Raw genomic sequence first — 15,581 nt, forward strand, 5'->3', positions numbered from 1 at the left:
GCAGCAAAGAAGCGGGGCTTATGCAGGGCACGGGGAAACTCCATTTATTTTTTCGCCGTCATGGCGATTTAGTGACCGCAGCTTAGTGATTCGACAGGCCCATGCATAGGCCGGTATAGGTACCACGCTGAACAAGGAATCCCGAATTGAGGACGTATTATTTCAGCGCTGCACTTAACCCATGAGCTCATGATATAGTTCCTGAATTGTACTTACACAACAACCTCATGGATTTAGAGCATGCGCATGAATAATAATATTAAAAATTTGTTTATATTAACATCTTTAACTCTAACCGCTTTCACTCTCACAGGCTGCCTAGCGCCTCAAATAGTAGCTGCGAGCCGAGATGGCGTATCAATCAAATACGACGTCTTTAATCCAGCTAGAGAGGATGCTGCTGAAATTGAACTAATGGCGAAGAATTACTGCAATAAACTAGGCTGGCAAAATGCTTCTCTCATAGATACAACACCACTACTTAATTCTGGCCCCGGCAGAACCAGTGCTTTCCTGTGCATTAACTAGCCGCGCACACTACGGGGGCATGGGCATAGTGTCCACGCTCCGCCCCTAGTCGACAACCGTTTCTCTCTGATAGCCAAAACACGGCAGCACCACTATAGCCATGGAAAAATTCGCACTCTCGAAAATTGCCGTTCCAAAATGCCGGACACAACTATCCCTCCGCACAATGTCGGATCATTAACTGGATTAGTGGTGTACGGCGTAAGGAAAATAACAACTCGACCGAAATCCGGTCAGATCAGAGTTTCTATGGATATTTCACGGCCGCCCCTCCCCTCAGCGGATACGGAAGTAGTAGAAAGCCCACCCCACGGCTAGCAGCAACGGGATACCGATCCAAGGGTAGAAGAAGCACAACATTGCTGTACTAGAGATGCCAAGCCAACGAGTCGCTGGAAACCACATGCCCAAGACAGCAGCCGAGATCAAAGCAGAGGTAATGGCCAGCATTGGTCATACCTCCTTGGACTTACGTTTACCCTTAGTACCCGTCACCGTCTGAATCTCTTCCTCCTCCATCGGCTCAATTGCTATCCGCTCAAACGTCATATCAGCAACGTGTGCGTGCCAGCGGCTGTTTTGCTCATTGACTCGAAGCAAGCCCAGATCCTTGAGCACCGCCACAACAAAGCCACCGGTATTGACTGACTTGTTTGGAAAGATGGTTTTGAACGATGTTGAAGTCAGCTCAGTGGCACCAATGATCAATTGCTCGATCATGGAACAAGGCATCCAGTCCTTGCTGAAGAAGCCAGTGCCAGTGTTGCCGGTTAGTCTCAGGTGCAACCCAGACTCCCCAAGTGTCGCTAACTGATAGCTTAAGGTTGATCGACCTGTCAGGGATGCACAGCTGCCCTCCTTCAGGACACAAAACTGCTCATCTAGGTTGGTGTCAGCTGTAGCAACAGCTACGGGTTGGATTTCGGATACAGATTCTATGGACATAAAGATACCTCTCAGGGTTATGGATGAGATACAGGGTGGGTATTGCTGGATCAGACATTGAAGGGCTTGAGTGCCTTTCAAATAAGATGGCCGATTGGCCGCAACGGGTATCGAGGGGTTTAGCGGACGTACTGCTGGAGCATATTGAGCAATTGCGGTTGTGTATTTTTCGGTATGAACACCACCACACCGAAGCCATCATCACTGAGCACGAAGACTAATTCGTACCAATGCGAATGTTCCTCGGCCACCTCCCACGACGGGCTGAAATCAGGCTCGCCAAAGTGTGTACCGTCAAAGCGATTGGTCATGATTGGAAAACCTAGGGCGGCATCCAAATCAGTTACGGCATCACCATGCTCAAACACTATGAAACGCACCAGCTTGCTCAAGTCATCCACCTCGTACTCACCGAGGCGTTCAACATAAGCCGCCAGCAGTTGACGGACATCACGATAAGGACATAATCGAGCGCCCTCCTCTATCGTTTTTGAATCATGCAATATCTGCATACAACCTCCTTTTTAACAAAAAAAAACGCCCTTGGATTTCTCCGAGAGCGCTTAGGGATTGGTATTTCTGGGGATTACTATTTAGTGTCTATTAGGCCGTCAGTGCCAACTACAGACCGGATATACGCATGCAATCGCACTGACGGCAGGGTAATTACTAGCGGGAGATTTCATATACGTTGTCAGGCGCTAGCATTGAGAACTTTCTTCTTTTGCTCCTCGAACTCTGCATCAGAAATAATATTTTTCTGTCTTAATTCATCAAGCTTAATAAGTTCAGCATGAACATCTTTTTGAGCCGGTATATGATCGACAAATATTGGTGCCGACTGGCTCTTTTTTGTGAAGTTCTTGTATATACCCAATCCCGCACCAATTGCAGCCCCGGCGATAGGGCCAATTACTGGAACAGGAATAGCTACAGCAGCACCAATTGCCGCGCCTGAAGCGGCATCCTTTGCCAAGTCAGAACGCATTGCTTCCTTGCCAAGCCTTCCTGCTTCATCACCTATAGTTGACGCAGTTTTCTTTGCCCATTCGGTAGCGATACGCGCATCCTCTTCATCAACTTTTCCGTCACCGTTCAAATCACCTATTAAAACTGCGGTTGACGAAATTGCATCTTTAGCTTTCCCAGCGAGCTCCTTGAGCTTACTCAACATAACCTGTCATCCCTAAAAAATTAAATTGTGACACGAGGGTAATATTGGAAAACCATTAACATTTAAGTTAATGACCAGCAGCATACACCCCAGAGCGCAAAACAAATAACTTGAATACTTAAATTGCCTCCCCTTGCACCACACTAACCTGCAGTAGCTGAGTGATCAGTAGCGTACGGAGGGTAACAGCGATGATTAAGCACATAGTGATTTATTTGGCCAAGTCCGTTTACCAAGTTGCCGAGAGTATCCGTGTCGGTCAGGTGAGTCAGCGCAAGCGGCTGAGCCGTGAGGCATTTCGCCAACATATACAGGAGCAGATAGAGCCAGTCGAGTATCAGTTCATGCATAGCTCACCTTTTTCCCTGGAGGGTGGATGTCGTTTTTACATCCACCATCGCGTCGCAAACGCTGGATCGATAAAGCGTGATCCACCCTACAGGCCACATAGAGTTCGCAATTTCGCGGTATCCAGATGCTGCTCGACCAGATCGGCCAGGCGCTCGATATCCCGCTCGCGCAGGGCGTGGTAATCCACCGTTTGCACCTCGCGCAGCCCGGCCCAGCGCAGCAGCGCGCCGCAGGCCTCACTGGTCTCGAACAGGCCATGCAGATAGGTGCCGAGCACCTGGCCATCGGCGCTGATGGCCCCGTCGCAACGGCCATCGTCCAGCTGCACGGCGGCCGCCTCCAGGCCCGCGCCGCTGCTGACCCCGGCGTGGATCTCGTAACCGGATACCGGCGCGCCTTCCAGGCATAGGCGGCCACGCACGGTGCGCAGCTGCTTTTCCGCCTCCAGGGTGGTGCTGAATTCCAGCAGACCGAAGCCCGCGCTGCTGCCGGCCACGCCCTCCAGGCCATGAGGGTCGTCGATGCGCCGGCCGAGCATCTGCAGCCCGCCGCAGATGCCCAGCAGCTTGCCGCCGTAGCGCAGGTGCTTGTCGATAGCCGCCTGCCAGCCCTGCTCGCGCAGGAAGGCCAGGTCGGCGCGCACGCTCTTGGAGCCGGGCAGGATGATCAGGTCGGCGGGCGGGATCGCCTGGCCGGGGCCGACGAAGCACAGCTCGACCTGGGGGTGCAGACGCAGCGGGTCGAAGTCGGTGTGGTTGCTGATGCGCGGCAGCACCGGCACCAGCACCTTGATCCGCTCGGCGGCCTTGGCGCTCTGCCGACGGTCTATGGCGTCCTCGGCTTCCAGATGGAAATCCATCAGGTAGGGCAATACGCCCAGCACCGGTTTGCCGGTGCGCTGCTCCAGCCAGTCCAGGCCCGGCTGCAACAGGGCGATATCGCCGCGAAAACGGTTGATCACAAAGCCCTTGATCCGCGCCTGTTCCGATGGGCTGAGCAGTTCGAGTGTGCCGACCAGATGGGCGAACACCCCGCCCTTGTCGATATCGGCGATCAGTAGCACCGGGCAATCCACCGCCTCGGCAAAGCCCATATTGGCGATATCGCCGGCGCGCAGGTTGATCTCCGCCGGCGAACCGGCGCCCTCCACCATCACCACCGGATAGGCGGCGCTCAGGCGCTGGTGCGACTGCAGCACCGCCTGCAGCGCCACCTTCTTGTAATCGTGATAGGCCACGGCATCCATGCTGCTAAGGGCACGGCCATGGATGATCACCTGGGCGCCTATGTCGCTATTGGGCTTGAGCAGCACCGGGTTCATATCGGTGTGCGGCGCCAACCCGGCGGCCTGGGCCTGCACCGCCTGGGCGCGGCCGATCTCGCCGCCATCGGCGGTCACCGCGGAATTCAGCGCCATATTCTGCGGCTTGAACGGCACCACAGCGATGCCCTGGCGCTTGAGCCAGCGACATAGCGCGGTCACCAAGGTGCTCTTGCCGGCATCCGAGGTGGTGCCCTGCACCATCAAGGTAGTCATAGGGATTCCTTGGCGAATAGCGCTAAGGCCTGCTCAAGACGTGGCCAGCCCGGCTCGTCCGCCGGCAGGCCGAAACGCAGGCTGCTGGGGCTGTCGAACAGCCGGGTGAGGATGCCCCGGCTGGCGAGAAACTCATGCAGCTCGGCGGCCCTGGGCGTGCAGCAGAACTGGAACAGCGCGCAGCCGCCCGTTGGAGTCAACTCCTGGGCGCTTAGCAGCGCGGCCAGGCGCTCGCCATCGGCCAGCAAGCGCTGACGCTGGCGCTGCTGGCCCGCCTGATCCTGCAACAGCGCGGTGGCCACCACCCGGCTCGGCCCGCTGACGGTCCAGGGCCCGAGCAACTCGGCCAGTTGCTCGAGCAGCGTGGGCTGCGCCAGGACAAAGCCCAGGCGAATACCGGCCAGGCCGAAAAACTTGCCGAACGAGCGCAATACGATCAGCCCCGGCAAGTCGCTATAAGCGGCCAGGCTGTATTCGGGGGTGCAGTCGATAAAGGCCTCATCCACCACCAGCCAGCCGCCGCGCTCGGCCAGGCGCGCATGCCAGCGCAGCAGTTGCTCGGGGGCGAAACGCCGGCCGCTGGGATTGTTGGGGTTGATCAGCAGCAACACATCGAGGCGTTCCAGGGCGCGATTGATCCCGGCTTCGCTGATGGCCAGCAGCTTATGGCCTTCACGCTGCCAGGCCGCGGCATGCTCGGCATAGGCCGGCGCAACTATGCCGACCGTGGCGTTGCGCACCAGGCGCGGCAGGGCCTGGATCGCCGCCTGGGAACCGGCCACCGGCAGCAGATTGGCCACGCCGTAGTAGTCGCGGGCGGCGATTTCCAGGCCGTCATCCTGTTCCGGCAGACGCGTCCAGGCTTCGGCTGGAATCGCCGGCAACGTCCAACCATAGGGGGCGATACCGGTGGACAGGTCCAGCCAATGCTCCAAGGCAATGGCATAACGCTGCGCCGCGGCGCGCAGGCGGCCGCCATGTTCAAGCATAAAGAAGCCCCCACAGCAGCAACAGCGCCAGCCACAGCAGCACACCGCCGTACACCAGATTGAGCGCTCGCTCGATATCCCGCGCCTTGGGCTGCGGGCCCTGGCCCAGTTGCGGACGCAGGTGTTGCTCGCCGTGATACTCCGCCGCGCCGCCCAGGCTGATACCCAGGGCGCCGGCACCCGCGGCCATCACCGGCCCGGCGTTGGGGCTGTCCCATTGCGGCGCCTGGGTGCGCCAGCAGTGCAGCGCCAACCAGGTACGCCCGAGCAGCGCATAGGTCAGTGCGACTAAACGCGCCGGCAGATAATTGAGCACGTCGTCGATCTTCGCCGCGGCCCAGCCGAAGCGCTCGAAACGCTCGTTGCGGTAGCCCCACATGGCATCCAGGGTATTGCTCAGGCGATACAGCACCACCCCGGGGGCGCCGGCGACGAGAAACCAGAACAGCGCGGCGAACACCGCATCCGAGCCGTTTTCCAGCACCGACTCGCTGCCGGCGCGGGCCACGCCGGCGGCATCCAGCTGCGCGGTATTGCGGCTGACCATATAGCCGACCCGCTGCCGCGCCAGGGGCAAGTCGCCCAGGCGCAGCGCCTGGGCCACCGGCAGCGCATGCTCGCCCAGGCTCTTCAGCCCCAATGCGGCATACAGCGCGACAATCTCCACCGCCCAGCCGAGCAGCGAGACCTGGCTCAACAGCCAGGTCAGCAGGGTCAGCGGCAGCACCGCCAGGCACCAGGCGCTCAGCCCATGGCTGCGCCAACCGCCACCGGCCGGGTTGAAGCGCTGCTCGATGCGCTCGGCCATGCGCCCGAAGGCCACCAGCGGGTGCCAGCCCTTGGACTCGCCAAAAACCGCATCCAGGGCGACCCCGGCGCAGGTGCTAAGAATCAGGCTCATGGCGTGCCCCATTGATCCTGAAACAGCAGCTCGCTGAGCGGCCGCGGCTCGGCCCAGCCTTGCTGCACCAGCATGGGGGCGGCATAAAACGCCGCGACCGGGCCCAGACACAGCACCGCCAAGGGCTTGCTGCCGGCCGGCATGGCCAGCAACTCGGCCAGAGCCTCGGGCTCGAACAGCGACACCCAGCCCATGCCCAGACCTTCGGCGCGGGCGGCCAGCCAGAGATTCTGAATGGCGCAGGCCAATGACGCCAGATCCATTTCCGGCAAGGTGCGGCGGCCGAACATATGGGCCTCGCGGCCGTCCATCAGGGCCACCACCAGCAGCTCGGCGCAGTCGCGAATGCCCTCGACCTTGAGCCGCATAAAGTCATCGCTGCGCTCGCCCAAGGCCTCGGCGGTGCGCACCCGCTCCTCCTCCACCAGGCCATGGATCGCCTCGCGCAAAGCAGGGCGAGTGATGCGGATAAACCGCCAGGGCTGCATCAGGCCGACGCTGGGGGCCTGGTGCGCCGCCTCGAGCAGGCGCGCCAACAGCTCGGGAGCCACCTCGCCGCCACTGAAGTGACGCATATCGCGGCGCTCGGCGATGGCGCGATAGACCGCGGCGCGCTCGGCGGCGCTAAAGGCCTGCTCACTCATAGGCGCTCACCGGGCTGAAACAGCGAGGCAGCGGCAGCGGGATCGGACGGCAGGTAGAAGTGGATATAGGAGGCGGTCAGCCGGCCGTTGCGATAGACCGCCTCGGCGGTGCGCTTATAGTTCGGGCACTCGCCACGGGTCAGCGGCTGCAGTTCGCTGCTCAGCGCCGAGTAGTGAAAGCTATGACCGCGCAGCAAGCCTTCCGGCAGCTCGGCCTGCTGCAAGGCCATGGCGGTCATACGGGGTTGCAGGGTCGCCTCGCCCTTAAGCAAGCCGAGCATCTGGCCGCTGGCGCCCTGCTTGTCGGTCAGCTTGTCGAGCAGATAGAGCATACCGCCGCACTCGGCATGGATCGGTTTGCCGGCGCCGTGGTGGGCGCGAATCGACTCTGCCATGGCCTGGTTGGCTTCAAGCTGCGCCAGGTGCAGCTCGGGATAGCCGCCGGGCAAATACAGGCTATCGACCTCCGGCAGCTGGCTGTCGGTCAAGGGCGAGAAGAACTTAAGCTCGGCGCCTAATTCGCGCAGCAGATCCAGATTGGCCTGGTAGAGAAAGGCGAAGGCGCTGTCGCGGGCCACACCAATCCGTACTCCACTCAACAGCGGCGCGGGTCTTGGCTGCTCGGGGGCGGCAAAGCTGACCGGCGGCGGCAAGCTGGTATCGGCGCTGGCGGCCAGGGCATCGGCGGCGGCATCCAGGCGGGCATCCAGATCGCCGAGTTCGGCGGCCTGGATCAGGCCCAGGTGACGGCTGGGCAACTCCACCTCGACGCTGCGCGGCAAGGCGCCGTACCAGCGGATCGACGCCGGCAGCGCATCGCGCAGTATCTCGCCATGACGAACGCTGCCGACCCGGTTGCCCAGCACCCCGGAGAACGGCAAATCCGCCTGAAAGGTCGCCAGGCCATGGGCCAGCGCGCCGAAGGTCTGGGCCATGGCCGAGCCGTCGATCACCGCCAGCACCGGCACCCCGAAACGCCGGGCCAGATCGGCCGCCGAGGGCGTGCCATCGAACAGGCCCATCACCCCTTCGATCAGGATCAGATCGGCCTCGCCCGCCGCCTGCCAGAGCAAGCGCCGACTCTCGGCCTCGCCGACCATCCACAGATCCAGCTGGTACACCGGCGCGCCGCTGGCGCGGGCGAGGATCATCGGGTCGAGAAAGTCCGGCCCGCATTTAAATACCCGCACCCGCTTGCCCTGGCGGCTATGCAGGCGCGCCAGGGCGGCGGTCACGGTGGTCTTGCCCTGGCCCGAGGCAGGCGCGGCGATCAGCAACGCGGGACATTGGCGCGGGCTGTTTATGCCAGCACCGCAGGGCGCCGGTGTTGTCGGCTTTAGCAGGGACTTGCTCATCAGGTTGTATGCTCCGCCGCTCTCACCCGTGCGACCTAGGCTGGGAAAAACATAGGGAGAGCGCAGACGCACGAACTGCAAAAGGCGCAGCCCACACGCCAGACAACGCCCTCCGCGATGCCATGGACTGCAGCAGGCCGGTCTCCGGGCTTACGAGCCTGTTCTAAGGGCTTAGAACAGCAGCAAACGCACCTTCCCATGCCAAACGCACAGTGGTTGAAAAAGCGTTGGTTTGACTCGTCTACCGTTGCGGGGGCAGCGTCGGAATGGTTGGCGTACACGCGCGCAACGCACCGACTTCCCTGTTTCACCCCCGCTGACACACAGCGTCGAGGGCACCTGTTGCAAGGTCCGCAGGGTAGAGACACGCAGCCTAGGCGTCAATGCATAGGGACCATGCGGGGAAAACTGCGTCTAAGCTGTTGTCTCTCGTCACCAACAGGAGAAGCCAGATGAAATACCAAGGCAGTTGCCACTGCGGCCGAGTGGCCTTCGAGGTGGAGGGCCAGCTCGAGGGGGCGATGGCGTGCAATTGTTCGATCTGCCAGCGCAAGGGCTCGCTGCTATGGTTTGTCCCCCGCGAGCAACTGCAGTTGCTGACCCCGGAGAGCAACGCCGCCACCTATGAATTCAACAAGCACCTGATCAGGCACCGCTTCTGCCCCACCTGCGGTATCCATCCCTACGGCGAAGGCCGCGCCCCCCAAGGCAATGCCATGGCGGCGATCAATATCCGCTGCCTGCAGGACATCGACCTGGAAGCCGTGCCCATCAGCCACTTCGACGGACGAGCAGTCTAGCGCTACCAATCAAGCCGGGCCGCCCCTCGGCCCTTACTGGATATAGCGCTGCACTATGCGCTCGATCTCGCCGCTCTGGCGCAGCTGAATCAGGGCGGAGTCCAGTTGGTCGGCGAAGTCCTGTTTGAACGGGAAACGCTCGGCGGTGCGGTTGCTGAAGCCGACGTGGCCGTTTTCCACCGAGACGCTGGGCCCCTCGGCTATAAGCCCATGTTTGCTCGGCTCGTAGAGCCCGTCGTCACGCATGCCCGCCAACTCGCTGAGCACCGAGAGGCGGTCGTTGAGGTAGCAGTCGATCCGCTGGTGCACCAGCTTGAGCAGATTGGCGCGATTGCCTGGGGCCTCCTCGACATGGATCAGGCCGAGCTGCACCGCGCTCCAGAACGGCTGGCCACCGGGCAGAAAGCCCATATTGTTGCCGAAGCGCAGGCCACGGTAGTCCTCCGGCCAGCGCAGGCGCGGGTTGTCCTTGAAGATGTCCTGGCGACAGAACACCGCCAGGCGCTCCTCCAGCATGGGCACCGAATAAGGCGCTATCCAGGGCCGTTCCTGCGGCCGGTAGTAGGGCGGCACCACCGCCAACTCGCGGCCCGCCTCGATCTCGGCCAGGGCGCGGCGCCAGGGCAAGGGCCGCAACCTGAGGCGGTAGCCATGCAGCAGCGGCTCGGCGGCACGCAGGATATCCACGTAGATACCCGCGGCCTCGCCATTGCGCTGGTAGGTATAGGGCGGGTAGCTGTCATCCACCAGCAGGGTGACCTGGGTGTCGGCCTCGGCCAACGGAGAGGCCGCCAGGCATAGCACCAGCAGCAGGCCCGCGCCCAGCTTGTGGTGGTTTCTGTGCATATGCGCCCTCCTGAGTTGGCCGCCCTGCACCTGACCGGAGTGCCCAGGCGTAACACCAAGCGTAGTTCAGCCCCCAGCGCCGCACGCCAGCGGAAGGCTTTATCAGGGCCTGAGCGGGCGCAGGGCGCCTTAGGGTCTTGGCATAAAGCCCGCCGGCTTGCTGGCCAGCCAGATGACGAAGGTGCGCAGCCGCTCGTCGCCGAGCAAGGTATCGCGGCTGTTGTAGTTCAGGGCCAGTTCCTTCTCGCTGAACAGCCGGTGGATCTGGTTATGACAGGCGCGGCACACCCACAGGGTGGCGCCGATGCGCTCGCTCTTGGCATGGCGCTTCTGCACATAGGGCCTGTCGTGCAGGGCCTTGGGGATCAAATGATGGCGGGTCAGCGCCACGATGCGGGCACAGAGCTCACAAGCGTCGGGCTGGGGCGGCAGGCGGATGGGTTCGGGCATGACGGCGTCGCGGCAGGCAGGGTTAGCGTTTGCGGCAGAGTGTCAGGCCATCGCCAAGCGGCAGCAAGGACAAATCGATCCGCGGGTCGTCCTTCAAGGCCAGGTTGAGCGCCTGGATGGCGCGGGTGTCGGCGCTGTCCGGCTGCTGCTCCAGCACCCGACCGCTCCACAGGGTGTTGTCGAACAGGATCAGGCCACCCTGGCGCACCAGCCTGAGCGCATGTTCCAGATAGGCCGGGTAGTTGACCTTGTCGGCATCGATAAAGATCAGGTCGACACTGCCCGCCAGCCCTTCGGCCTCCAGCGCGGCCAGGGTCTGCAGGGCCGGCGCCAGGCGTTGTTCGATACGCGCGCCGAGGCCGGCCTCGCGCCAGTAACGCAGGGCGATGGCGTTGTAGTCGCCGGGAATATCGCAGCAGATCAGGTGCCCCGCCTCGCCCATGGCCTGGGCCATGCACAGGGCGCTGTAGCCGGTAAAGGTGCCGACCTCGACAATCCGCCTGGCCCCGGTCAACTGCACCAGCAGCGCCATAAACTGGCCTTGCTCGGGGGCGATCTGCCAACGCGCCGTGGCCAGTTGCGCGGTTTCCTCCCGCAAGCGCTTGAGCAGCGGCGTTTCGCGCAGGGATACGTCGAGCAGGTACTGGTAGAGGCGGTCGTCGAGATTGAGGCTGCGGTTGGTCATAGGGCTAGCCGGGACTCAAGGTCAGGGATTGCGCGCCAGTTCCGCGCTAAAGACGCGCTTGGCGTTCAGGTAGCTGCGTTGCCAGTAGGCATCGCTGAGCTGGTCCAGACGCACAGTGCCGCCGCTGGAGGGCGCGTGGACGAAGCGCCCCTCGCCGACATAGATACCGGCATGGCTGACCTGGCGCCCGCCGCTGGTGGCGAAGAACAGCAGATCGCCGCTTTGCAGGGCGTCGCGCCCCACCGCTGGCGCGCGCAGGTTGAGCAGCTCGCGGGTCGAGCGCGGCAGGCTGATGCCGGCGGCATCGCGGTAGACGTAACCGATCAGACCGCTGCAGTCGAAACCCGCATCCGGGGTATTGCCGCCATAGCGATAAGGGGTGCCGACCAGGCCCAAGGCGCGGAACAGCACATCATCGGCATTGCCGTTATAGCTGCTGATCGGTGCGGGTACTGGCGTTTGCGGGACGGGGGCGCGGCTGGAGCAGGCGCTCAGCAGGCTGACCAGCAGCAGCAGGGCAATGCGGGTCGTGGCGGGCATATGCGGGGCGATCCAGAGCCTGAATGCGCCCTACTCTGCCGGCTTGGCCGGCGCTGCGCAACCTTTGCGCTTGCCCAGGCGCTTTAGGGGTGGCGCGGCAGCTCTTCGCTCGGCGCCATGGCCAAGGCGCGTTTGGCCTCGATAAAGGTGCGATTCCAGTAGCGATCTTCCAGGCTATCGACCCGCACACCGCCGCTGCGGCTGCTGGAGGAATGGATAAATTGGTCGTCGCCCAGGTAGATCCCGGCATGGCTGACACGGCCGCGGCCATTGGTGCTGAAGAACAGCAGATCGCCCGGTTCCAGCTCGGCGCGCTCAACCAGCGGCGCATCGATATTGATCATCTCGCGGGTCGAGCGCGGCAGTTGCATGCCGGCCTCTTCCTTGAACAGGTAGCCGATAAAACCGCTGCAATCGAAGCCCGACTTCACCGAACCGCCACCGAAGCGATAGCGCGTACCGACCAGCGATAGGCCATGGGACAGGATGCTGTCAGCCAGTTGCGGCAGTTTGTAGGATTTTTCTTCGGTGAAATCGCCAAGGGCGGCTTCTTTGGCTGGCTCATCAAACTCGGCCAGGGTCGGCGAGGAGAACACAGCGGATTCAGGGGCGGGAACATGGCCAGCGCAGGCGGCCAGAACCATGGAGAGTGCGAGAGGCACGAGGGGTGCGAGGCGTTTGAGCATGGGCACGACCGTGTCGGTAAATTCGATTAGGGCGCGACTATGCCTTCTGCGGCATTCATTTGCAAATTCTATGGCGCTAAATGTGACTCAGTAGTCTCGGCAACACATCTAACGCCCGCCCTGGCAGATACACATCCACGACATCGCTCAAGTCGGTGCGGGTCGGGTTGATTTCGGCGGTAAAGCCGCCGGCCTGGCGGGTGCGCAGCAGCGGCTCGACTATATAGGGGAAGCTGGCGCTGGTGCCGATGCTGAGCACTACCTCGAAGCCTTTGCGCAGCTCGGCATAGAGGCTGCCGATGGCCTGCTCCGGCAACATCTCCTCGAACAGCACCACAGGCGGGCGCAGCACGCCGCCGCACTGCCGGCATCTGGGCGGCAGCGGCCGGCTCAGGTGTTCGGCCAATTCGGCGTCGACAGCGCCGCAGGATTGGCAATACAGCGGGGCCAACTCGCCGTGAATCTCGATCAAGCGTTCAGGCGGGCTGCCGGCGGCGCGGTGATAACCGTCGATATTCTGGGTCAGCAGCCAGCACCCGGGTTTTTTGCGCTGCAACTCGGCGATGGCCAGATGCCCGGCATTGGCCTGGGCGCCCAGGCAGGCCTTGCCCAGCTCCGCCAGGTACTTCCAGCACAGCGCCGGGTCGCGTTGCAGCATGGGGCCGGATAGCGCCGTCTCGATGGGCAGGCCTTCGGCGGTCTGGCCGTTATACAGGCCGCCGAGACCGCGGTAGGTCGGCAGGCCGGAATCGGCGGACAGGCCGGCGCCGGTAATCAACAGAATGCGGTCGGCCTGCTTGAGCTTCTCGGCGACCCGCTTGATTGCCTGATCCATCGCGACCTCCGCCATGACCTCAATGATTGACCGTATGCGCCAGCATCACCGACAGCTGAGATAAAGGCCGGCCGCTCTGTTCGTGCCACTGATTGAACGCGGCCTGCACCGCTGCCAGGTCTTTCAGGCTGGTGGGGGCCTTGTCGATAATGCCCTGAGCCTTGAGCGCGGCAACCATATCGTCGCTGGGGATAAACGTATCCTTGCCGACCATACGCAGCAAGCGTGGCGCCGACAGGCCGCCGAGCTGGCTGCCGTGCTTGGCCAGGTACTTCCACAAACCGACTATATCGGTCACCGGCCAGTCGGCGATCAGGGCGCCGAAGCTGCCCTTCTCCTTGCGTACATCGAGGATGAACTGGGCGTTGCGCGGCACGCTCTTGAGCTTGCCCAGATGGCGGATCAGGCGGGCATCCTGCATCAGGTTTTCCAGGCGCTCGCCGCCCATCAGCACGACCTTTTCCGGATCGAAGCCGAAGAACACTTCCTCGAAGGCCGGCCACTTGGCGTCCACCAGGCTGTGCTTGAGGCCGGCGCGAAACACCCGCAGGCTGATCAGCGACAGATAGCGGTCATCGCTCAGCCCGCGCAACTCGGCATCACTGCGCGGCTGCGGCAGGCGCGCCTCCAGCTCGGCGACCGAGCCGAAGCGGTTCAGGCAATATTCGTTAAGCCATTTGTAGTCGCGCATCGGGAAGTCCTTGATCCGGGAAAACGCTGGGTCAGAGATTCATCAGATCGACAAAGCGCGAGGCGGCGCTCTCGTCGATTTTCAGGCTCTTGAAGTCGAACAGGTTGCGGTCGGCCAGCTGCGACGGCACCACATTCTGCAGGGCGCGGAACATGATCTCGGTACGCCCCGGCGACTTGCGTTCCCAGTCCTGCAGCATCTCCTTGACCACCTGACGCTGCAGGTTCTCCTGGGAGCCGCACAGATTGCAGGGGATGATCGGGAACTGCTTGAGCTGGCTGTAGGCCTCGATATCCGCCTCGCTGCAATAGGCCAGCGGACGAATCACCACGTTACGGCCATCGTCGGCGCGCAGCTTGGGCGGCATGGCCTTGAGAGTGCCGCCGTAGAACATATTGAGGAAGAAGGTTTCCAGGATGTCGTCGCGGTGATGCCCCAGGACCATCTTGGTCGCGCCTATCTCGTCGGCGAAGGTATACAGGGTGCCGCGACGCAGACGCGAGCACAGAGAGCAGGTGGTCTTGCCTTCCGGGATCTTCTCCTTGACCACCGAGTAGGTGTCCTTTTCCACTATGTGGTAGGGCACGCCGATGGATTCCAGGTAGGCCGGCAGCACGTGCTCGGGGAAACCGGGCTGCTTCTGGTCCATATTTACCGCGACTATCTCGAACTTGATCGGCGCGACCTTCTGCAGGTGCAGCAGCACGTCAAGCATGCAGTAGCTGTCCTTGCCGCCGGACAGGCAAACCATCACCTTGTCGCCGTCCTCGATCATATTGAAGTCGGCAACGGCTTCGCCGGCCTGGCGACGCAGGCGTTTTTGCAGTTTGTTCTGGTTGACCGAGAGGGTGCCCATGGTGCGCTGGAATCCGGAAGCTTACGAAAGTGCGGCATTTTACGCAGAAAGCGCGGCGCGCCCTACCCCAATCAAACTGAAATGCTAGGCTCGGCCGATGAATGACGAACTCAATCCTGCCCAGGATCTCGCAGAGCAACTGCACCAGCTACTCCTGGCCGCGCCAGCAGGGCTCGGCGAATACCAGCTGATCCAACAGCTGAAAGATCGCCACTGCACCCATATCCCGCACCTGCCGCTGACCGACAAACTGGTGCTGTTTCGCACTCACTTCCTGCTGTTCAACGCCCTCTACCGCCTGCGCGAACGGCTATGGGGCGAGCAGGCCGGCTTTGTGCAGATAAACCCGCTGCGCATCCAACTGCTGCCCTACCAGGCGGGCCGCGGCGAGCTGAGCGAACACGACCCGCTGCGCGACTACTATCTGGACCTCAGCCAGTTGAGCAACACCGATGAACGGGATGTGGAAAAACTCCTGGCCAGCTTCTGGACGCGCATGCAGGGCGGCGAAGAAAAACTCGCAGCCCTGGAGCTGTTCGAGCTGGCCGATGATCCCCACGCGCTCAACCTCACCACTATCAAGCAGCGCTACCGTCAGCTGGTGAGCCTGCATCACCCGGATCGCGGCGGCAGCACCTCGCGCCTGCAGTCGATCAACAAAGCCATGGAAATCCTCGAACGCTATTACGGCAAGCGTTGAGAGTCCGATTTGCTCTAAGCCCTCCCCTTCGCCTGCAGTGATCGCCGCCTATACTGCGACATACGGTC

General features: G+C 61.9%; 19 protein-coding genes, 1 pseudogene and 1 riboswitch. Of the genes and pseudogenes, 4 read left to right on the forward strand and 16 right to left on the reverse strand.

Translation table 11 applies throughout. From position 1 onward, the window contains the following. The first annotated feature begins 246 nt into the window (after window positions 1–246). Window positions 247–528 (forward strand): hypothetical protein, encoded by a 282-nt coding sequence (locus Q8Q83_RS12025; protein ID WP_305624012.1) that lies wholly within the window; start codon window positions 247–249, stop codon window positions 526–528. Between the two features lie 453 nt (window positions 529–981). Here Q8Q83_RS12025 and Q8Q83_RS12030 read toward each other — a convergent pair whose 3' ends face one another. The 3 genes from Q8Q83_RS12030 to Q8Q83_RS12040 all read right to left on the reverse strand — a co-directional run bounded on the left by Q8Q83_RS12030 (window position 982) and on the right by Q8Q83_RS12040 (window position 2,647). Beyond that, window positions 982–1,473: a hypothetical protein gene (locus tag Q8Q83_RS12030; RefSeq protein WP_305624014.1), complete on the reverse strand. Its 492-nt coding sequence runs from the start codon at window positions 1,471–1,473 to the stop codon at window positions 982–984. A 119-nt stretch (window positions 1,474–1,592) separates the two neighbouring features. Continuing rightward, on the reverse strand, window positions 1,593–1,985 hold the full coding sequence (locus tag Q8Q83_RS12035) for a hypothetical protein (protein ID WP_305624016.1): 393 nt from the start codon (window positions 1,983–1,985) through the stop codon (window positions 1,593–1,595). Between the two features lie 182 nt (window positions 1,986–2,167). Continuing rightward, the gene (locus Q8Q83_RS12040) at window positions 2,168–2,647 is read right to left on the reverse strand and encodes an SHOCT domain-containing protein (RefSeq protein ID WP_305624017.1); all 480 of its coding nucleotides are present in this window, start codon (window positions 2,645–2,647) and stop codon (window positions 2,168–2,170) included. A 191-nt stretch (window positions 2,648–2,838) separates the two neighbouring features. Here Q8Q83_RS12040 and Q8Q83_RS12045 point away from each other — a divergent pair. After that, window positions 2,839–2,985 (forward strand): annotated as a pseudogene (locus Q8Q83_RS12045) (IS110 family transposase); the annotation flags it as partial. A 98-nt stretch (window positions 2,986–3,083) separates the two neighbouring features. Here Q8Q83_RS12045 and Q8Q83_RS12050 read toward each other — a convergent pair. From Q8Q83_RS12050 to Q8Q83_RS12070, 5 genes are read right to left on the reverse strand one after another with little or no spacing between them, the layout of a single operon-like run. Continuing rightward, a complete protein-coding gene (locus Q8Q83_RS12050; protein WP_305624019.1) occupies window positions 3,084–4,535 on the reverse strand; it encodes a cobyric acid synthase in 1,452 nt (483 codons plus the stop codon). Continuing rightward, window positions 4,532–5,524, reverse strand: a complete 993-nt coding sequence (cobD, locus tag Q8Q83_RS12055; RefSeq protein WP_305624021.1) for a threonine-phosphate decarboxylase CobD — start codon at window positions 5,522–5,524, stop codon at window positions 4,532–4,534. The genes Q8Q83_RS12050 and cobD overlap by 4 nt, the downstream gene beginning before the upstream one ends. Beyond that, window positions 5,517–6,425, reverse strand: coding sequence for an adenosylcobinamide-phosphate synthase CbiB (gene cbiB / locus Q8Q83_RS12060; protein WP_305624023.1), 909 nt, complete (start codon window positions 6,423–6,425; stop codon window positions 5,517–5,519). Before cbiB ends, cobD begins: the two co-directional genes overlap by 8 nt. Next, window positions 6,422–7,069, reverse strand: coding sequence for a 5,6-dimethylbenzimidazole synthase (gene bluB, locus Q8Q83_RS12065; RefSeq protein WP_305624025.1), 648 nt, complete (start codon window positions 7,067–7,069; stop codon window positions 6,422–6,424). Before bluB ends, cbiB begins: the two co-directional genes overlap by 4 nt. Beyond that, a complete protein-coding gene (locus tag Q8Q83_RS12070; protein WP_371132402.1) occupies window positions 7,066–8,424 on the reverse strand; it encodes a cobyrinate a,c-diamide synthase in 1,359 nt (452 codons plus the stop codon). The genes bluB and Q8Q83_RS12070 overlap by 4 nt, the downstream gene beginning before the upstream one ends. A gap of 117 nt (window positions 8,425–8,541) precedes the next feature. Next, window positions 8,542–8,782, reverse strand: a riboswitch (cobalamin riboswitch). 94 nt (window positions 8,783–8,876) lie between these two features. Here Q8Q83_RS12070 and Q8Q83_RS12075 point away from each other — a divergent pair. Next, window positions 8,877–9,224 (forward strand): GFA family protein, encoded by a 348-nt coding sequence (locus tag Q8Q83_RS12075; RefSeq protein ID WP_305624027.1) that lies wholly within the window; start codon window positions 8,877–8,879, stop codon window positions 9,222–9,224. A gap of 33 nt (window positions 9,225–9,257) precedes the next feature. Here Q8Q83_RS12075 and Q8Q83_RS12080 read toward each other — a convergent pair whose 3' ends face one another. From Q8Q83_RS12080 to ttcA, 8 genes are all read right to left on the reverse strand, one after another. Continuing rightward, window positions 9,258–10,070, reverse strand: coding sequence for an ABC transporter substrate-binding protein (locus tag Q8Q83_RS12080; protein ID WP_305624028.1), 813 nt, complete (start codon window positions 10,068–10,070; stop codon window positions 9,258–9,260). A 129-nt stretch (window positions 10,071–10,199) separates the two neighbouring features. Further along, window positions 10,200–10,520 carry a hypothetical protein gene (locus Q8Q83_RS12085; protein ID WP_305624030.1) on the reverse strand — a complete coding sequence of 107 codons (321 nt, stop codon included), beginning with the start codon at window positions 10,518–10,520 and terminating at the stop codon, window positions 10,200–10,202. 22 nt (window positions 10,521–10,542) lie between these two features. After that, the gene (locus tag Q8Q83_RS12090) at window positions 10,543–11,205 is read right to left on the reverse strand and encodes an O-methyltransferase (RefSeq protein ID WP_305624032.1); all 663 of its coding nucleotides are present in this window, start codon (window positions 11,203–11,205) and stop codon (window positions 10,543–10,545) included. Window positions 11,206–11,226: 21 nt separating this feature from the next. Further along, a complete protein-coding gene (locus Q8Q83_RS12095; protein WP_305624034.1) occupies window positions 11,227–11,745 on the reverse strand; it encodes a C40 family peptidase in 519 nt (172 codons plus the stop codon). A gap of 83 nt (window positions 11,746–11,828) precedes the next feature. Continuing rightward, window positions 11,829–12,431 (reverse strand): C40 family peptidase, encoded by a 603-nt coding sequence (locus tag Q8Q83_RS12100; protein WP_305624036.1) that lies wholly within the window; start codon window positions 12,429–12,431, stop codon window positions 11,829–11,831. 76 nt (window positions 12,432–12,507) lie between these two features. Next, a complete protein-coding gene (locus Q8Q83_RS12105; protein WP_305624038.1) occupies window positions 12,508–13,266 on the reverse strand; it encodes an NAD-dependent deacylase in 759 nt (252 codons plus the stop codon). Between the two features lie 19 nt (window positions 13,267–13,285). Continuing rightward, entirely contained in the window at window positions 13,286–13,957 is a 672-nt protein-coding gene (locus Q8Q83_RS12110; RefSeq protein ID WP_305624040.1) for a DNA-3-methyladenine glycosylase I, read from the reverse strand. A gap of 31 nt (window positions 13,958–13,988) precedes the next feature. Continuing rightward, window positions 13,989–14,813, reverse strand: a complete 825-nt coding sequence (gene ttcA, locus Q8Q83_RS12115) for a tRNA 2-thiocytidine(32) synthetase TtcA (protein WP_305624041.1) — start codon at window positions 14,811–14,813, stop codon at window positions 13,989–13,991. Between the two features lie 97 nt (window positions 14,814–14,910). Between ttcA and Q8Q83_RS12120 the strand changes: the two genes are divergently transcribed. Further along, a complete protein-coding gene (locus Q8Q83_RS12120) occupies window positions 14,911–15,513 on the forward strand; it encodes a DNA-J related domain-containing protein (protein ID WP_305624043.1) in 603 nt (200 codons plus the stop codon). Window positions 15,514–15,581 lie beyond the last annotated feature (68 nt).

It is taken from the genome of Pseudomonas sp. (genome assembly GCF_030696055.1).
Classification (GTDB): domain Bacteria; phylum Pseudomonadota; class Gammaproteobacteria; order Pseudomonadales; family Pseudomonadaceae; genus Aquipseudomonas.

Excerpts from the sequence above, each read along its gene's own strand:
- Q8Q83_RS12105 (WP_305624038.1), bottom strand. The coding sequence starts at position 13,266 with ATGGATCAGGCAATCAAGCGGGTCGCCGAGAAGCTCAAGCAGGCCGAC.
- Q8Q83_RS12095 (WP_305624034.1), bottom strand. The coding sequence starts at position 11,745 with ATGCCCGCCACGACCCGCATTGCCCTGCTGCTGCTGGTCAGCCTGCTG.
- Q8Q83_RS12035 (WP_305624016.1), bottom strand. The coding sequence starts at position 1,985 with ATGCAGATATTGCATGATTCAAAAACGATAGAGGAGGGCGCTCGATTA.
- ttcA (WP_305624041.1), bottom strand. The coding sequence starts at position 14,813 with ATGGGCACCCTCTCGGTCAACCAGAACAAACTGCAAAAACGCCTGCGT.
- Q8Q83_RS12090 (WP_305624032.1), bottom strand. The coding sequence starts at position 11,205 with ATGACCAACCGCAGCCTCAATCTCGACGACCGCCTCTACCAGTACCTG.
- Q8Q83_RS12080 (WP_305624028.1), bottom strand. The coding sequence starts at position 10,070 with ATGCACAGAAACCACCACAAGCTGGGCGCGGGCCTGCTGCTGGTGCTA.
- Q8Q83_RS12050 (WP_305624019.1), bottom strand. The coding sequence starts at position 4,535 with ATGACTACCTTGATGGTGCAGGGCACCACCTCGGATGCCGGCAAGAGC.
- Q8Q83_RS12075 (WP_305624027.1), top strand. The coding sequence starts at position 8,877 with ATGAAATACCAAGGCAGTTGCCACTGCGGCCGAGTGGCCTTCGAGGTG.
- Q8Q83_RS12100 (WP_305624036.1), bottom strand. The coding sequence starts at position 12,431 with ATGCTCAAACGCCTCGCACCCCTCGTGCCTCTCGCACTCTCCATGGTT.
- Q8Q83_RS12030 (WP_305624014.1), bottom strand. The coding sequence starts at position 1,473 with ATGTCCATAGAATCTGTATCCGAAATCCAACCCGTAGCTGTTGCTACA.
- Q8Q83_RS12085 (WP_305624030.1), bottom strand. The coding sequence starts at position 10,520 with ATGCCCGAACCCATCCGCCTGCCGCCCCAGCCCGACGCTTGTGAGCTC.
- Q8Q83_RS12025 (WP_305624012.1), top strand. The coding sequence starts at position 247 with ATGAATAATAATATTAAAAATTTGTTTATATTAACATCTTTAACTCTA.
- Q8Q83_RS12070 (WP_371132402.1), bottom strand. The coding sequence starts at position 8,424 with ATGAGCAAGTCCCTGCTAAAGCCGACAACACCGGCGCCCTGCGGTGCT.
- cbiB (WP_305624023.1), bottom strand. The coding sequence starts at position 6,425 with ATGAGCCTGATTCTTAGCACCTGCGCCGGGGTCGCCCTGGATGCGGTT.
- Q8Q83_RS12120 (WP_305624043.1), top strand. The coding sequence starts at position 14,911 with ATGAATGACGAACTCAATCCTGCCCAGGATCTCGCAGAGCAACTGCAC.
- Q8Q83_RS12110 (WP_305624040.1), bottom strand. The coding sequence starts at position 13,957 with ATGCGCGACTACAAATGGCTTAACGAATATTGCCTGAACCGCTTCGGC.
- cobD (WP_305624021.1), bottom strand. The coding sequence starts at position 5,524 with ATGCTTGAACATGGCGGCCGCCTGCGCGCCGCGGCGCAGCGTTATGCC.
- bluB (WP_305624025.1), bottom strand. The coding sequence starts at position 7,069 with ATGAGTGAGCAGGCCTTTAGCGCCGCCGAGCGCGCCGCGGTCTATCGC.
- Q8Q83_RS12040 (WP_305624017.1), bottom strand. The coding sequence starts at position 2,647 with ATGTTGAGTAAGCTCAAGGAGCTCGCTGGGAAAGCTAAAGATGCAATT.